Source organism: Candidatus Koribacter versatilis Ellin345, assembly GCF_000014005.1.
Classification (GTDB): Bacteria; Acidobacteriota; Terriglobia; order Terriglobales; family Acidobacteriaceae; genus Korobacter; species Korobacter versatilis_A.
Genome location: NC_008009.1, coordinates 4,233,395 through 4,250,387 on the forward strand (window position 1 = coordinate 4,233,395; position 16,993 = coordinate 4,250,387).

Annotated in this window: 12 protein-coding genes; 6 read left to right on the plus strand and 6 right to left on the minus strand. The window is 59.7% G+C overall.

The annotated features are described in order from the left end of the window. Window positions 1–3: 3 nt before the first annotated feature. Window positions 4–3,534 carry a YncE family protein gene (locus ACID345_RS25780; RefSeq protein ID WP_049761964.1) on the minus strand — a complete coding sequence of 1,177 codons (3,531 nt, stop codon included), beginning with the start codon at window positions 3,532–3,534 and terminating at the stop codon, window positions 4–6. A 265-nt stretch (window positions 3,535–3,799) separates the two neighbouring features. Here ACID345_RS25780 and ACID345_RS27025 point away from each other — a divergent pair, with 265 nt between their 5' ends. After that, window positions 3,800–4,189 carry a VOC family protein gene (locus tag ACID345_RS27025; protein ID WP_041855869.1) on the plus strand — a complete coding sequence of 130 codons (390 nt, stop codon included), beginning with the start codon at window positions 3,800–3,802 and terminating at the stop codon, window positions 4,187–4,189. A gap of 15 nt (window positions 4,190–4,204) precedes the next feature. Here the strand turns inward: ACID345_RS27025 and ACID345_RS18550 are convergent, their stop codons facing one another. Beyond that, complete coding sequence (locus ACID345_RS18550; RefSeq protein WP_011524385.1) at window positions 4,205–5,089, minus strand: class I SAM-dependent DNA methyltransferase; 885 nt, start codon at window positions 5,087–5,089, stop codon at window positions 4,205–4,207. 353 nt (window positions 5,090–5,442) lie between these two features. Between ACID345_RS18550 and ACID345_RS18555 the strand changes: the two genes are divergently transcribed. Further along, window positions 5,443–5,751, plus strand: a complete 309-nt coding sequence (locus ACID345_RS18555) for a type II toxin-antitoxin system RelE/ParE family toxin (RefSeq protein ID WP_228370785.1) — start codon at window positions 5,443–5,445, stop codon at window positions 5,749–5,751. 3 nt (window positions 5,752–5,754) lie between these two features. Next, window positions 5,755–6,072, plus strand: coding sequence for a helix-turn-helix domain-containing protein (locus tag ACID345_RS18560; protein WP_011524387.1), 318 nt, complete (start codon window positions 5,755–5,757; stop codon window positions 6,070–6,072). 9 nt (window positions 6,073–6,081) lie between these two features. On the opposite strand, the gene ACID345_RS18565 is transcribed toward ACID345_RS18560, so the two are convergent. After that, window positions 6,082–7,242 carry a DUF1624 domain-containing protein gene (locus ACID345_RS18565; protein ID WP_049761967.1) on the minus strand — a complete coding sequence of 387 codons (1,161 nt, stop codon included), beginning with the start codon at window positions 7,240–7,242 and terminating at the stop codon, window positions 6,082–6,084. A 341-nt stretch (window positions 7,243–7,583) separates the two neighbouring features. On the opposite strand from ACID345_RS18565, the gene ACID345_RS18570 reads away from it, so the two are divergent. Together ACID345_RS18570 and ACID345_RS18575 are read left to right on the plus strand one after the other, a co-directional pair. Continuing rightward, a complete protein-coding gene (locus ACID345_RS18570) occupies window positions 7,584–8,702 on the plus strand; it encodes a ferritin-like domain-containing protein (RefSeq protein ID WP_228370673.1) in 1,119 nt (372 codons plus the stop codon). 95 nt (window positions 8,703–8,797) lie between these two features. Further along, window positions 8,798–9,190, plus strand: coding sequence for a hypothetical protein (locus ACID345_RS18575; RefSeq protein ID WP_011524390.1), 393 nt, complete (start codon window positions 8,798–8,800; stop codon window positions 9,188–9,190). A gap of 73 nt (window positions 9,191–9,263) precedes the next feature. On the opposite strand, the gene ACID345_RS18580 is transcribed toward ACID345_RS18575, so the two are convergent. The 3 genes from ACID345_RS18580 to ACID345_RS18590 form a co-directional block, all read right to left on the minus strand. Next, complete coding sequence (locus tag ACID345_RS18580; RefSeq protein WP_011524391.1) at window positions 9,264–11,726, minus strand: ADOP family duplicated permease; 2,463 nt, start codon at window positions 11,724–11,726, stop codon at window positions 9,264–9,266. A gap of 196 nt (window positions 11,727–11,922) precedes the next feature. Further along, window positions 11,923–14,154, minus strand: coding sequence for a fibronectin type III domain-containing protein (locus ACID345_RS18585; RefSeq protein WP_011524392.1), 2,232 nt, complete (start codon window positions 14,152–14,154; stop codon window positions 11,923–11,925). 598 nt (window positions 14,155–14,752) lie between these two features. After that, complete coding sequence (locus ACID345_RS18590; RefSeq protein WP_148210170.1) at window positions 14,753–15,367, minus strand: DinB family protein; 615 nt, start codon at window positions 15,365–15,367, stop codon at window positions 14,753–14,755. A gap of 111 nt (window positions 15,368–15,478) precedes the next feature. On the opposite strand from ACID345_RS18590, the gene ACID345_RS18595 reads away from it, so the two are divergent. Then, window positions 15,479–16,936: an FG-GAP-like repeat-containing protein gene (locus ACID345_RS18595; RefSeq protein ID WP_011524394.1), complete on the plus strand. Its 1,458-nt coding sequence runs from the start codon at window positions 15,479–15,481 to the stop codon at window positions 16,934–16,936. Window positions 16,937–16,993: the final 57 nt, after the last annotated feature.

Consider the following 16,993-nt stretch of genomic DNA (forward strand, 5'->3'; position numbering starts at 1 on the left):
GCCTTAGTTATTCGGATACGAATAGTCAACCGACTGCCACGCTCCGGCAATGTACGACCAGAGCCGCACATAGACAGTCCCACCTGTGGCGGGCAGATTCGTTACGGTCGCAGAGGTTGAGGTACCGGGCACGTAATCCAAGTCACGCGCGCCGAACCTGGTTCCGACATACAGGCTGTAGCTTGTCACACCTGATCCGGGTGTCCAGGTGAACGTGGCTGAGTTACCGGTGATCGTGGTGCCATTCGCCGGAGAGATCATCGTCGCCTTCGTTGCCGTTCCCGAAGCAACGTAAGTGTAGTTGCCGCGCTGGTAAGTTCCGGCGATGAGTGAGCACAGCGTGACGTACAGCGTGCCGCCGTTGGTGGGTAGAGTCGTAACGGTTGCGGAAGTGTTCGTCCCGGTGTTGATGAAGGCGATGTCATGACCGCCCGGTTGGGTTCCCACGTAGAGGCTGTAGCTTGTTACACCTGATCCAGCCGTCCAGGTGAAGGTTGCCGAGTTTCCGGTAAACGTGCTGCCATTCGCCGGGGAGATCATCGTCGCCTTCGTTGCCGTGCCCGCAGCAACGTACGTGTAGCTGCGGCTCTGGTAAGTTCCACCGATGAGCGAGTACAGCGTGGCGTACAGGGTGCCGCCGTTGGTCGGCAAAGTCGTAACCGTCGCGGAAGTGTTCATGCCCGCGTTGATGAAAGCGATGTCATGAAGACCTGGCTTGGTTCCCACGTAGAGGCTGTATTGGCTTACACCCGTGCCTGAAGTCCAGCTAAACGTGTCCGTTGAACCGGCAAGCGTCGATCCCTCGGCGGGGCTTACTATCGCCGCGGGGACCGGTGTGCCGGCCTCGATATAACTAGATGCATTCACTCCATACTTTCCATTAATCAGAGTGTAGAGAGTGACAAAAATCGAAGCGCCGTTCGTCGGAATATTGTTCACAGTAGTCGAGTTGCTCTGCAGGGCGTTGACGAAAGCAATGTCATGGCTTCCAGGCGTGGAGCCAACGTAGAGGGTGTATTGCGTCGCAGTGGGAACGTTCGTCCAGGTGAAGGTCGCGGACGCACCGGGCAATGTGGAGCCGTTAGCCGGCGTAAGCAGGATTGCCTTGGTAGGCGGCATGACTGCGATCGGGTAGCTGCTGAGGTTCGAGAGATTTCCGGCATACATAGCGAACGCATAAACCGTGTGAACTCCCACCTTCACATTCTGCAATGAGAGCGCATACGCGGCCGGATTGGAGTTTCTGGGGTTCGTTTGAGATGCGCGTTGCCATGCACCTTGCGCCGAATCCAGCTGATAGTAAAAAGCGCTGGGCGCAAGCAGGATTGGCGAAGACGTGCTCGTAACCGACGCCGTTAATTTGGGGGCCGAATTCTCCGTCGCAAAAATCGATAATCCAGCTACAGTCTGCGAATCAGTCACTCCCTGGAACACCGACGCGATGGGTATCGTGCTTTCCACTGCAGCATCGATCACCGTAACGGTGGTGCTGGCCGGATCCGAATTGGCTACGTAGATCCTGTCGCTCGTCGGGTCCACTGCAATCGCGCTGGGCACTCGGCCCACACCGACCAAAGTCGCCGCATTGGTCGCACCGTCAATCACAGTCACGTTGTTGCTGCCATTGTTTGCGACGTAAATCTTGTTGGTAACCGGATTAACGGCGACGGCGATCGGGCCATGCGCAAGACTTGCAGCAACCGTGGTGACATTCAGGGTTGCGCCAGCGACTACGCTTACGTCGTCCTCTCCGGAATTGACAACATAAATCTGATTGGTCAGCGCATTGACAGCCAGGTCGGAAGGACTTGTTCCCGTAGTCGCAAACGTGGTCGAGTTGGTGACGCCGTCGATGATCGTAATGTAGTTTGCGCCGGAGTTGGCTACGTAGATTTTGTTGGTGACCGGGTTGACGGCAATCGCAGTGGGGAGCAGCCCAACCATGACGCTGGTTGTGCTCCTGGTGAGCCCGTCGATCACCGTTACCGATCCGTTAAACGCACAATCCCCGGCCGTTCCGCAGTAATTCGCGACGTAAATCTTATTGGTTACGGGATTGACCGCGAGGGCCCACGGCAAAAATCCTGTACCGACAGTGCTTGTGCTCGAACTCGCCCCGTCAATGATGGTGACGTTGTTGCTCGTCCGGTTTGCAACGTAGATGGTGTTCGTTGCCGGATTTACGGCGACTGCGTCAGGCCCTAAACCGGCTTGCAGAGTGGTCGTGTCGTTTGTCACTCCATCGATCACGGTAACGTCGTTGCTGTAGTTGTTAGCGACGTAAACCTTGTTGGTGACGGGATTCACGGCAACTGCGCTGGGATCGACGCCCGTGGTGACCGCGGTTGTCGTGTTGGTTTTCCCATCGATCACCGTGACGTCGTTGCTGGACAAATTGGCAACATAGATTTTGCTCGTTGCTGAGTTCACAGCTACGGCAAACGGACGCGTCCCAACACTGACGTTTGTGGTGCGATTCGTGTCTCCGCTTATGAGCGTTACGTCATTGCCGACGTTGTTCGCGACGTAAACCTCATTGGTGATCGGATTCACGGCCACGTCGAAGGGACGCGTGTCGGTCGCAACGGTTGATGTTCCATTGGTTGTTCCGTCAATAACGGTGATCTCGCTTCCCAGCTCGGTGACAAAAGCTTGGTTTGTAATGGGATTGACGGCTATGGCTTGCGGTTGTGCGGTTAAGCTCACCGGGGTCGCTTGGTTCGTTGCTCCGTCGATTACCGTAACGTCGTTACTCGCGACGTCGGCGACGTAGACTTTGTTACTGACCGAATTGACTACGATTTTCCAGGGATTCGTTCCAACCGGTATCATCGCCGTGCTTTTGGTCGCACCGTCAATCACCTCGACGCTCGAGTCGAAGTTGTTGGAAACATAAATCTTGTTGGTTACCGAATTGATCGCCACGAAGTGCAGACCCGGAACATCGGCAACGGTGCTGATGCTGTTCGTCACGCCGTCAATCACCGCGATCGTGCCGTTCCCGAGGGGAACGTAAATCTCGTTGGTCGCTTGGTTGACTCCGACGTCCAGCCCGCTCGATCCGACGCTCAAGATTGTCGTGCCATTCGTCACGCCATCGATCACCGTGACGGTTGATTTGGAACTTGCAACGTAGATCTTGTTGGTGATTGGGTTGACCGCGACTGCCGCAGGATTGCCGCCGACACTTACCGTCGTCGTACCCCTCGTAGCTCCGTCTATCACGGTCACATTATTGGCGGGAGATGTGACGTAGATCTTATTGGTGAGCGGGTTAATCGCAATCGCTTGCGGGGAACTCCCGACAACGATCGTTTGTACTTGCTTGGTTTTACCGTCGATTTCGCTCACCGAGCCGGGTCCGCCACAGGCGGGGTCCGTACCACAGGAGTTGACAACGTAGATTTTGTTGGTCGCCGGGTTGATCGCGACCGCAACCGGAGCGACCCCGGCAGGGATATTCTTCAACCACGTTTGCGCGGAGACTCGAGTTCCAGCGAGGAGAATGAGGGAAATTAGAACGGTTCTGAACATACGCTGCTTACGGCGGAGAAGATTCGAACGAGATTGCAAGCCGGAGCCTCCACGATCGCCTCAGCAGGAAATTTCTATGGAAGTTAGGTGCGGTCCGATTCGTTCCGCGCCTCAACCAGCGACCCCTGAGCCAGAAAGGATAAGGTACCGTTTTAGGGTCCGAAATTCGAGAGAAATTCGGGGAATTCTTCGGGCCGGATGCAGGGCCGGTCGCACCTATAAGGCGCGGCGGATCACCGGGGCTTCGTCGTCTACACTATCGTTCATGTCTCGCCCCGTCACCAGCGCCATCTCCCCATGCTTCATCGTCACGGACGTCCCGCGCAGCATCGCGTTCTATCGCGACAAGCTCGGCTTCGAAACAACTTTCCAGCAGCCCGACGACGACCCGTTCTTTGCAATCCTCGTCCGCGACGGCGCTCAGCTCTTCATTAAAGCCGAGGGCGGCATCGCACCGATCCCCAACTCCCAGCGCCATCGCCACCTGCGCCTCGACGCCTTCATCTACGCCCCCGACCCCGATGCCCTCGCCGCCGATTTCCTCGCCCACGGCGCCACCTTCAGCTCGCCTCTCCAGGACACCCACGACGGCCTTCGTGGCTTCGAAGTCACCGACCCCGACGGCTACGTCCTCTTCTTCGGCCGCCCACGGTAAGCCAAGAATTTTTCGTCAGATCTTCATTCCCCTGACAATTAACAGCGATTCCCAGACCTCCGCGCGGATCCTCTGGAATCCAGCATGGGAAAGAAACGCTGCCAACTCATCTGCCGTGGACGGTATCGGCATGTAAGGCGGGTTCACGTTGTTGCGCCGTTGCCCGAGGTTATTCGCCATCATTTGCCAGCCCTCAGACGATTCGAGAGCGACGGTGTCAAAGTAGAGCCATCCGCCGCGACGCAGCACCCGAAAGCTGTCTTGCGCATAACGCCAGCGCTCCACCGGATCGAAGTGCGGCAACGCGTTCGTGCAATAGATGACGTCCGCCGACTCGCTTGGCAACTCCGCGAGCCCGTCTCCGGCAAGGCGCACCAATGAGACATTCTCCAACCCCGCCAATCGCGCGCGCGCATGCTTGAGCATGTTCTGCGAAATGTCGCAGCCCGTCCACGTGTGGCAGAGTGGCGCGAACTGCCGCCCGATGCGTCCTACGCCGCAAGCGATCTCCACCACATCCCATTCCTTCGCGAGTGGGATGTACTCTCCGATCCGGCGCACCACCTCGTCTCCCGACGACCGTAGCTGCGCCTCGCTCGAGACCCCGGCCGCTGCCGCCGCTGCTGCCGCCAGCGGCTGCCCCGCCATCTCGTCCCACACCTCGGCGTACTGCGCCCGCTGATACTCGTGCAGTCGCGGCCATACCGCGCTCATGCGCGCCACATACCCGGTAATCAGCGCCAGGCCGGTCGCGACAATCATCAGGGCAACGAGCACGTCAGACGCGGCGCCATCGAACAACGCGAGAAAGAACCCCACCAGAACTGCTGCCAGCAGCAGGGGAAACAAGTAGCGGAACTTTCGCAGGACCGACCGCGCGGCGCTTCTCCATGAACCCATGCGAACCGTCTCCCGTGGAGACCGATTTTAGCCGCGTATTTCCAAATCGCTGAGATAGCCGCGTTGAGTTTGCAAAACGTTTTCATCGTGGAAACGGAGTGCCGGGTTCGCGTTTTTCCAGAATTGGGGTGGAGATGCCGACGGCCTCTTGCTTCGAGCAAGTCATAGAGTCCTGCGGCAGACCCCGATAGCACCCGCCCCCATGAACCAAAAGCACGAAACCCGACTCGGGTCTAAGCCCACATCTTCAGACATGGGAGAGCGGACCCGCCTGAAGGCTTGTAGAGTCATGCCAAATCTGGCATAGTTATCTCCAGTGGCCTCTCATTTTCGTCGCGGACTCGCGTCGCTGCCTGCTTAAATTCCCGCAGCCGGTTCGCCATCACATCGGTTTCGCGCTGTATCAGGCGCAGATGGGTGGGAAACACATTGACGCGAAGCCATTGAGAGGTCTCTCGCCAGGCGTTATGGAGGTCGTATCGGACCATCACGGCGACACTTTTCGCGCGGTCTACACCGTGCGACTTGCAAATGCCGTCTACGTCCTGCACGCGTTCCAGAAAAAGTCCAAGCGCGGAATTGCAACGCCGCAGGCAGAAGTTGAGCTAATCAAGATGCGCTTACGTCGCGCCATCGAGATCGACAAGCAAGAGGAGAGATAAACCATGGCCAAGCGAAACCTCGACTACACCGTCAGTTCCGGAAACATCTTCGCCGACCTCGGCCTTCCTAACTCCGAAGAACTGCTTGCCAAGGCCGAACTTGCGAACAAGATCTCGACTCTCGTCGGTAAGCGAGATCTCACCCAAGCCCAAACCGCCAAACTTCTTGGCATAGACCAACCGAAAGTCTCCGCCTTGCTCCGAGGCAAGCTCTCCGGCTTTTCCATCGAGCGCCTGCTGCGCTTCCTGCTTTTGCTCGGCCACGACGTAAAGATCACCGTCCAACCCGCGCGCGGCCGCGCCCGTGTACGTGTCGCTTAAACTCCTCGATCACAAATACCGCAACCGTCCATCTTTATGGCGGGCCTTCACCGCGGCATACCATCGGCACGCGAAGAAGAGCAGGAATACCGCGATTGCCCACACCAAATACAACAACGGCAAACTCCACACATACCCGTCGGGTGGTTGAGGGTTCCCCATCGGATGGTTCGTGAACAACCACGGGTCCACGTAGCCAAAACGTATCTTCGAAACGATCAGCGCCAGCGCGTGAATGAGCGGAATGTGCAGCAGGTAGAAAAAGAACGGCACTCTGCCATATACCATCATCACCTTCGCAAATGCAGAGCTGCCACTTTCAAAGAGCGGAATCGCGAGGATTGCCGGCCCCAGCGTCATCAGTAAAAAGCAGAGCGAAGCCGGATACTTCGTCGTATTCAGGAAAGCCAGCAGCGGCGGCATCCCATGCACCGTCTGCCACCCTTGCCACGGTCGCGGATCGCCATAGAAGTGCGTAGCGCGCAGTAAAACAAACGCCGCGATCGCCACCAGTCCGACCATCATGCACACTTGCCGCCGACGCTCCGGCGTAAGCGCGAAGACCGATCCAAACGCATACCCCGCGGCCATCACGCCAATCCACGGGATCAGCGAATAGAGCACGTACACCGTAGGCCCGTGCGCCCCCATCTGCACCGGCCCTGCCCAAAATCCGACGTAGAGAAATTTCCAGAGTGCGGCGTAGGGGTTCGTCTCCAGCGATTTCACAATCCCCGGCATCGCATGGTCCATCAGGTTGTGCAGGCAAATAATCGCGAGCCCCACGGCGCCGACGACTTTGATCGGAAGCTTGACGAGCGCGGCCATCATGACCATGCACCAGCCGAGCATCCACAGCACGCCCGCAAGGTCGTAGTCGAGGAAATGAAAGTTGAACGTCCACGCCACGCGCACCACGGTGAGTTCCAGCAACACCAGCCACAGCCCGCGTGTCGCCAGGAACTTCGAGACGCCGCTGTGTTTCTGCGCGTAGAGAAACACGCCGCTTCCCGCAAGAAATGCAAACCCGGGCGCACAGAAATGCGTGACCCATCGCGTAAAGAACACGCCCGCAGTCGGTCCGCCGGCAGGAACGCCGGAATACACGCGCACGTGGTCGATGGCCATCAGCACCATCACCATTCCGCGCAGAACGTCCGCGGAGGCCACGCGTGTTCCAGTTGCGATCGCGGAACTCTGTCCAGGAGAAGTCTGTAGTTGAGGCACCGTCACGTTGCCCTCCCCACATCAAGTGTGAAGAGACTACCGCGTGCGGCGAAAACTGTCGAAGCTTGGGACGAAGTGCTAACGAGACTCTCTGTCTTCACCGGAAAGAGCCAACCCCGGGCGCTTTCGCTAACGTAAACGTGCCACTTCCTTTGGTGACAATATCGCGCCCATCACAATGTCGCGCGAGCTTCACCAGAGTTTTGCGCAACCATGACATTGCATCCAGCTTGAACGTTCATGCTTCCGCGTGAGGTGCACCTATGCACGAGAACTGGACAAGCATGAAGTCAGCTATCAACCGTCGGTCGTTCGTCAAGAAAGGATTGGTTGCCGGTGCAGTCGCCGCCGGCACCGAAATGCTCGGCAGCAGCACGGCGCTGTTCGCCGACGATGGCGACGAACACGGCCATCACCTGTCGCGAGGCGATGCGGCACTACTGCGCTTCGCCGCCGCCGCCGAAATTCTTGAAACCGATTTTTGGGTCCAATACAACGAACTGGCAGGAGTGCAAGACGGCGAGGAATCGAGTGGCTCCGGGAATCCTTTATTCACAGCGGCCCTCTCGGTGCTCGATTCAGACATGGCGCAGTATGTTCATGACAACACCGACGACGAGTTTACCCACCAGAAGTTTCTGAATGCGTATCTCGAATCGAAGGGCGCGCGGCCCATCAGCCTGGAACACTTCCGCACCCTGCCGGGCAGCACCGCCACCGGCTCCAGCGGAAAGATGCGGCTCACGAACTTAATGCAGCTCACCCTCGACACCAGTTGGTGGACACGTTATCGCAGCAGCACGCACAATCCAGATCTCGACCCGAACTTTAAGTTTCCGCAAGCTATACCGACGCTCGCCGTGGGACAACACACTGCAATCCCCCGCACCGACACCGACACCTCCGACTCCAACTTCCTTCAGGCCATCGCCAACACCGCCGGTTTCCACATGCCGACCATCGAGCAAGGCGGCAACAGCTTGTACCCCTCGATGGCCCAGCGCGCCAGTAGCGTCGAAGTTCTGCGCATTCTCATCAGCATTGGGCCAACCGAAACCATGCACTTCCAGACCTGGGCCGACAAGGCCGGCAACGCCCTGCCCCTTACCGCGGTCGATCCGGTCACCGGCGTCTCAGTCACCTTCCCCGACCTCAACTCTCCCCCGTTTGGTGGCGAAACCTTCCAGACAAACCTCATCATGCCGGAGCCGTGTCCGTTCATCAGCCGCAATCTGCCGCCGTGCTCCATCATTCGTCCCACAGAAACCCGCGGCGCTGCGACCGGTGCGGTGAAGTTCCTCACCGATATGGGCCTCTTCATCGGCCAATCCGCGGAGTTCTTCGCACTCCTGCACCAGTTGGCCAAAGACGCCGACAACGCGCAGCGAGACGAAGGCCACTGATTGTTTGGGTACCCCACGTCTCGCGATTTTCGGGACGTGGGAATACCATCCTCTTCCCCTTGCGGCAACCCCGCGGATGTCGTAGCATCGCGCGCATGTCGCATCACATCGCTCGGCAGGTCCACGAGAAATTCAAGGTATTCACCGGCGAGCTAGATTCGGATGGAACCATCGGCAAGCTTGCCGGCGAGGTGGCTGCTTTCGTCAACGCCTCGAAGATTGCTCCCAAGAGCATCGGCATCGTGTTCCTGGAATCAAGCAAGCATCTCCTCTTCACTCTCGGTTATCGCGATGACGAGGAGTCTTATCCCATCAGCCTCCACTGCGTCCATCTAGGCAAGGTCGAGAGCAAGACTCACGACTTCCAGGAGTTGGAAAAGAAGCTGAACGCGGTCAGCAGCAAGCACCGCAATGTCATTTGCCACGAACTCTATGTCGCCGACGGCCACAGCTTGAACGCCGTCATCATGACCCACGAAGCCTCGTAGTTTTGCGACCACACTCACGAGAAATACAAAAGCCCCGGCTACTGACCGGGGCTTCGTCATTGAATAATACGTCCTACTCCGACCGCAGTGCTTCCACCGCATTCACTCGCGCCGCGCGCATTGCCGGTATTGCCGATGCGATCACCGCTGCCGCCACAATCACCAGCGCCGCCGCGAGCAACGTCAGGATGCTCGGCATGTGCAATTGGGAAACGAAGCGCAGGACGGCCTTCATCGCGGCGAATCCCACGACGACGCCCGCCGCCACGCCGATTCCCGCCATAATCACACCTTCGCGTAGAACCCCGCCGAGAATGTCGCGCGGTTGCGCGCCCATCGCAATGCGGATGCCGAATTCGCGGGTGCGTCCACTCACTGAGAACGCCAGCACGCCCGCCACGCCCACCACCGAGATCAGCAGCGCGATCGCCGCGAAGCCGCCGAAGACAATCGCGTTCAAACGGTCGGGGGTGAGCACTTCAGCGCGGATATCGTTGAGCGTCGCCGCCCGCTCCACCGGCTGGTTCCCGTCCATCTCGTGGATGGAACGCGTGATCGCAGGAACCAGCGAGTAGGGATCGCCCTTAGCACGCACGAACAGACGTGCCGCCACCCACTCCTGCGCCACCGGCTGATAAATCGTCATCGCCGGCGCGGGAATGATGTTCTCATCGTCCACATCGGGCACCACGCCCACAATGCGCCGCGGCTCGTAGCTGATGCCGATGAACTTCATCACGCTGTCCGTCCAGCGGATTTCGCGGCCAATCGCTTCCTGCCCGGGAAACAGGTTTTTCGCCAGGCTCTGGCTGATGATCACCACGCGTTCCGCACCGGCTTTGTCGGTGTCGCGGAAATCGCGTCCCTCGATAATGGGCATGCCGAGCGTATTGAAGAAATTTGGCGAGATCGAGCGGAACTTGGCGCGCGGATCGTCCACGCCGTTCTTCTTCGCCACACCTTCTACCGCAAACTGGAACGCAATGCTCAGTCCCTGCGCATCGCGCCACGGGGTGCTGAAGCCACTGGCCACGCTCTCCACGCCGGGTAGCGCTGCCACGCGCGCCTTTACATCGCGATCGAAGTTCTGGATCTGTTCCGGCGTGCGTCCGTAGGCGATCGGCGGCAGATTCACCGCAAGTACATTCGCCGAGTTGTACGGCGGACGCGTGCTCTCCAGTTCATATAGCGTCCGCATCAACACGCCCGCGCCCGCAAGCAGCAGGAACGACGCGGCAATCTGCGTCACCGCAAAAATCCGCAACCGTCGGCCGTTGGCGCCCGTAACCCGCGTGCCCACGCCCGCCGCGCTCAGACTGCGCGAAACCTGCGCCGCAGGAAGGCGCGGAATGAACGCGAGGAAAATCGAAGCCGCGATCGCCAGCGCAATCCCGAACCACACGAAACTCATATCGAGTTTGAGGCCGTCGGCGCGCACCGAGAAACGCGCGGCATAACGGCCGAGAATGCTGACCATCGGCGCAGCGACCAGCATTGCGGCGATCACCCCGCTGAAGCACAACACCACGCTCTCCGCCAGTAACGCGCGACGCAACTGACCGCGACTCGCGCCCAACGCGGTGCGCATGGCAAGCTCGCCCTCGCGCCGGACCGTGCGCGCGAAAACCAGGTTCGCCACGTTCGAGCACGCGATGATGAACAGCAGCGCAGCCGCCGCGAACAGAACCCACAGCACCGTGTTGGCGCGCGAGTTGATCTGGTCATGCAGCCGCGTCGCGGTGATCTGGTAGTTATGCTCCGGACGATAGACCTCCGGATGCGCTTTCAGCATCCCAGTGTGCACCGCCTGGAGTTCGGCACGCGCTTGTTCAAGGGTTGCGCCCGGTGCGAGTCGCGCGAAGACTTCGGTCATGCGGTGCTCGCGGCCGGTCACCATCGTCGCCGAGAGATGGTGTGGGCTCGTCACCAGGTTGGCGATGATTTCCGTCTCCACCGGGTACGGCACCGACGGCTCGAGCACACCTACAACGGTCCCGGTCCGCGCGCCGGCAAAACTCTCCAACCGAAGCTGCTTCCCGAGCACGCCGGGATCAGAGTGCAATGCACCGGTCCAGAATTTGTACGTGAGCACGACTGCGCCGGCCGCATTCTGTCCATCATCCTGCGGTCCAATCAAGCGTCCCAGCACGGGGTGCAAGCCGACGGTTTCAAAGTAGTGGCCATCCACCACGCCAGCAGGGATTTCACGCGGCGTTCCGAGGCCAACCACGGTAAAGGCCACCTGGGAGAACGTCCCGATCTCGGAGATCGACTTGAGGTTTTTGCTGATGTCATCAATCTCGGGGATGGACCAGTTCGTCTCGGTTTGACCGAGGCCGGAGGCGCTCTGCCGCACGTACAGCAAACGGTCTTCATCGCGATTGTTCAGCGGGCGCAGCAACACCGCGCGCACAATGCTGAAAATCGCGGAGTTGGCGCCAATGCCCAGCGCCAGCGTAAGCGCCACGGTGATCCAGAGGGCGCGCGCCCGCGCCAGCGAACGTACGGCAATTTTCAGGTCGCGAAAGAATGACATGTGCATGCTCCGAAAGGGGTCCCGCAACGGCTTCTCAGGCCCATTTGTGGATAGATCGATTGGCAGGCTGCCGTTTCGACAGTTCGCTCAGGTTTTTTTCGATCGCCAGGTGCCCCACCGTTGAGGAAAATGATACGCCTGTTCACACGAAAAACCCGCCACAGGGGCGGGTTTCTCCAATGATCCAAACGTTGTCCTACGGTTTGTACGGCACCCCCGTCGGCTTCGGCTCCTGCTGTCCGGGCAGCGAGAGCAGTCGGGAGTTGAAGTGCTGCGCCGGGGCCTGGAACTTCGCCCGCGAGAAGATCGGCAGGTTCTTGCCGAGCCGCTCGCGATCGGCCTCACGCACTTTCAACAGCTTCTTGTCGCCGCGTACGACGCCCGCGGGTGCGCCGCCGTCCACCGTGATCGCCGCCGAGAGGAAGTACGCATTCGCCTCCGGCAGGCTGTAGCGGTTGGGATGCAGCGGGTCGTATCCCGCGCGCGACGTGCTGAGCACCACGAAGATGTAGTTGTGCCCCGGCGTCAGGATTCCCGCCGGAACCGTGAACGACGTCCCAGTCAAGTGATTGAATTCGTACACGAAGCCGCAGCCAGTGCTCGAATCCGGGTTCTGGTACGGCTCGCAGATATCGATCGTGTAGATCACCGGGTTGTCGGAAGCGGGCGCCGTCCACGTGAGCGTGGGCGAAGCAGTGCTAACGGTTTCCTGGGCCAGCAGATCCTTGCCGTCGATCTGCGCGCTGCTGATCGGCTTCAGCAGCGGCACGAGCGGGTTCGCCATTGTCGGCGATTGCATGTACCACTGCACCGTCGCGTACGCCGGCGCGGTCGAGCCCGGGAACGGGATCTGGTATTGCGCCGCGATATTGGCCGTGTACACGATCGTGTTGCTGTCCGCGAATGGATTGTTGTACGGAATGCTGCCGAAGTCGCCATCGGCGGGCCACGTCGCGTCGCCGGCACCATCGGGCGGCCACGGGCTGCTGCCATCCGCCACCGCACCTGCCAGGATCGGATAGAAGCCGTACAGTATCGGATTCTCGCGTGTAAGCGCGTCGGCCTTCTGGCGCGACTCCGCGTAGATCTGCGCTGCTACCGGCTGTGCCGTTGAGGGTCCGCCGCTATCGAACGCCGACTTCCAATCGGAGAACTTCACGTTGATGTCCTGGGTATCGGAAGTCTGACGCGTCAAGGCGCCGCCCACCACGGTCGTCGCCAGCGGTATCTCCATGTCGATGACCTGGTTGAGCGCCGGTCCCATGCCTTCCGCGCGGAAAAACGTGAGTGCGCTCGGCAACTGCTCAAACTGCGCCGCGGTGGAAACATCATTCGTGATGACGTTCAGCCCCATCGGGAACAGCGTGTTGGTGATGTCGCACGTGGTGTCGCCAAAGGCCGGAACGTCCGACCATGGTTCGCTCAGCGGGACCGCGAACGCCTGCGAGTTGATGCTGTAGAAATCCAGCGATTGCAGACCCGGGTTCCACGGATCGAGCCCCGTAAGATCACAGCCAAAGTACTGCGGGATCACCTGCTTCTGCTTGCGACCCATCGCATCGCTGCCGTAATCCATGTAGCTGGCGTTGGTCCACATCACGTCGCCGGGCTGGAACTGGAGCCAGTAATATCCGGCGGGAACGTTGGGGATATCGAACGTCGCATCGGCGTAGCCATTGCCGGGCAGCACCGTCAGCGAGCCATCCGCCTGCGGCACCAGCGCGGCGAACGTCCAGAACGGCGGCGCTACCGAATTCGATTCGATGTCCACGGTGCCATCCGAACTCCAATGCGAAATCTGGATCTTGCCGTGGATGGTTCCGGTTGGTGCGACGGCCCACGACTGTGTGTTGGTTCCTCCGGCCGCAGTAGTCGCCGTCACGATAAACGCATTCTGCTGGCGCGCCTGCTGCGCGGACGGGGTCCACGTAACCGTCTTGCCGTTCAGCGTAGCGCCGTCGGGAGCCGTGGTGAGCGCGAGCGTAACGTCGCTGCCCGCAGGATCGGAAACATCCAGTGTGTACGAGTACGCAGTTCCCTCGGCCGCCGCGGTGGTGGGCGTGCTGTTGAACGCCGGAGCGGGGACGCTGACGATGACCGCTGCCTTCGCGACCCTCGTCGTGTCTGCCTTGCTGATGGCAGTTACGTGATACGTGCCTGCGGTACCCGGCGCCGTGTACTTGCCGGTGTCGTCAATGGTGCCGCCGCCGGATTCACTCACTCCCCAATTCACGGCGGTGTTCGTAGTGCCGGAAACCGAAACGCTGAATTGTTGCGAACCGTTCACCCACATCTGCTGGGCATCGGGAGCAATCGCGATGGTGACGTTCTGCACCGGCGTGTTGGAGTGATGGTCATTACCGCATGCCAGCGTGAATACGAAGAGCCCACACCCAAGGAACAGAAGTAAACGGGACCGAAATGTCATTGGAATCCTTTTCGACTGTGACTACGCGGATGATCGCGGAGCGTGAGAGGAGGTTGGGATGGAGCGGCGGACCATCCGTTCGGCCGCCGAGGTCGTTGCGGTGGATGGATCGAAGTTGAAGTTCGACAGGAAGGCGCGCGCAGGCACGGAGAGTTGTGCGATACGCCGCCAGGAATAAGTGCGACGCAAAGATGACCACCACGTTGCGGGGCCCCTGCAGGTTCTGCCATGTCTGATAGAAAACCGATTTTGCTACCCGGTTAGCAAACCGTCAAGAACTCTCACCGAAGGATTCCCAGACTGGTGGGACGAACGCCATCGCCCGAAACCCTTAACGGACGCCGTTTTCGAGGGAGCCGCTCTTCCGCACAAGCAAAGAGGGCTGCCTATGCAGCCCTCGCACTCATTTGCAACATTGCTCTCTACGAACTGACCTCCGCATTAGCCGGCGACTCGAACAGGAAGTCGCCAACAATCAGCACATGGCCATCTGGAAGTATCGAAGCGCTGTGCTCGTTACGCGCATTGTGCAGCGATCCGTACGCCGGGCGATTCGCCCGGCCTGCTCCGCCAATCGTTGGGACGACTCTTTAGGAGTTCAGCCCTGGTATTCCGGCCTGCGCTTTCCCAGCGCTTTGCGGATCCTCTGAATCTGGTAGCAGTGGTGTGCGAGATGCGATTCCAGGAACCGTACTCCGGCACGCGCGTCGAGCCAGCCGCTCACCGGATGCCGCGCCACTCCCAATCTCCGCTCGGCGTCGGTTAAGCCTGCGATGAAGTCATGAAGCGTGGCGTCCACCCGCTCCCATTCCCCGCGCAATGCCGGCAGATCTCCGGTGAGTTGCGGTTTTACTGCGGATTCCACCGGTTTCGGCATGGCTACACGCGTCGGTAGCCACATCACTCCGAGCACCATCCACGCCCGCACCCGGTCTTTCGGCCGCATCGCGCGCTGCGCACCACGCGCCGTTTCCGCCATGCGTAATATTTCGCGGTTGGAGCGAACCAGGTGGTCCACCACCTCCAGCGCCGACCAACTTCCCACCGCCGGACGCTCTCTCAGTTTCTCCGTTGGCCACCTTTCAAGTTCGGCGAGCAAACCGTCGCGCCGGCGCAGCACGCGTTGCCACCGCCGCTCGAGTACCGCATCCACCGTGCTGTTCTGGTTGGCCATGTCGCGCGCGCTCGATCTTCCACGCCGTTTCCAAGCCACAAAGTGCTACAGGACTCTACCATTCGGCAATTTCGCTTAAATTCACCTACATCGGGCAAACACGCGCAGCTCTGGCTACTCCAACTCCTTGTCCCCTGGCAGGAGAACTCCATGTCGCGTCTACTGTCCGTCGCTCTGGTTCTACTCATCTGCTTGCCGTTCGCCGGCGCCCAGGTAACTTTCAGTAACTCCACCTACAGCGCGCCTTCCACAACTTCCGGCGTAACCAGCGGCGATTTCAATCGCGATGGCGCCCCTGACATGGCCGTGCTCAGCGGGCAGAGCGACACCGACAGCTTCGTCACCGTCTTCCTGGCCACCACGCCCGGCCATTTTCCGAGCACCGGCGCCAACTACCCAATCCACGCGTTTCCGCAGGACATCCGCACCGCCGACATCAACAACGACGGCAACCTCGACCTGATCATTTCCTTTAACGCTTCGCCCATCCTCACCATCCTCTACGGACATGCGGATGGCAGTTTCACTCCCGGCCCCGACATCACTCTCGCGGGAAATGTTCCTGCGCAGGGCTTTGACGTAGGAGACTTCAACCACGATGGCAAGATCGACATCGCCGCAATCGAATGCGACAGCAGCGACGTATGCGACACGCGCGCCCTACTCGGCTCCGGCACGGGCACGTTTACCACAAGCTACAAAATTCAAATGACTGGCGAGGCGCGATCGCTTTCCGCGCGTGACGTGTACGGCGACGGCAATCTCGATCTGATCCTCATCCGCACCAACGAAGTGCTGATCTTCGGCGGCGATGGCACCGGCCGCTTCCCCGAGTTCACCCACATCCGTCCGCCGGCGCATTGCACCGACATCAATGTCTGCAGCGATTCCTTGAACAGTGTCGTGGTCGCCGACTTCAACAACGACCAGAAGGTTGACTTCGCCGTGCTCCAGGCGCACAACTGCGGTGCAGGCTGCGGCTCGAACGACGTTTACGTCTACAAGAACGGCGGCACGTATCTCTTCACCCAGGTATTCGACTTGCCTATTGGCCCGAGTGCCGGCGGGCTCTTGCTTGCCTCCGACCTTAACGGTGACGGCAACATTGACCTGGTAAACGGCAACGGCGACCACTGGAGGCCCGGGAACATCTACGCTCAGGGCGCGGGCAACGGTACATTCACCGTCCAGAACAACAACATCCCGCAAGGCAGCGCGCAGTTGTTCGCGCGCGATATGAACCTCGATGCACGCCACGATGTGCTCGATACGATTTGGATGGACAACGACGTCGTTCTTGCGTTGAACACCTCCGCCTACACAAACAACTGTCCTCCGCCTTCATCCGCCACAATCGCAGCTAAGATTTGCGCACCGACCAATGGCTCTACTGTGGCCTCTCCCGTGCTCATCAAAGCCAGCGGTAACTCGCCCGCCGGTGTGGTGCGACTGGAAGTCTGGGTGGACGGCGTGAAGAAATATCAGAAGTGGAACGACCTTATCGAAAAGAAAATCGCGCTCAGTTCCGGCAGCCATCGCGTCACGGTGGTGGCGGTCGATATGTATGTCGGCACCGCGAAAACCAGCGTGACGATCAACGTGCAATGAGTTGCATACAGCGATTGCAAATGAAAAAGAGGGCTGCACTGGCAGCCCTCTCCTTAT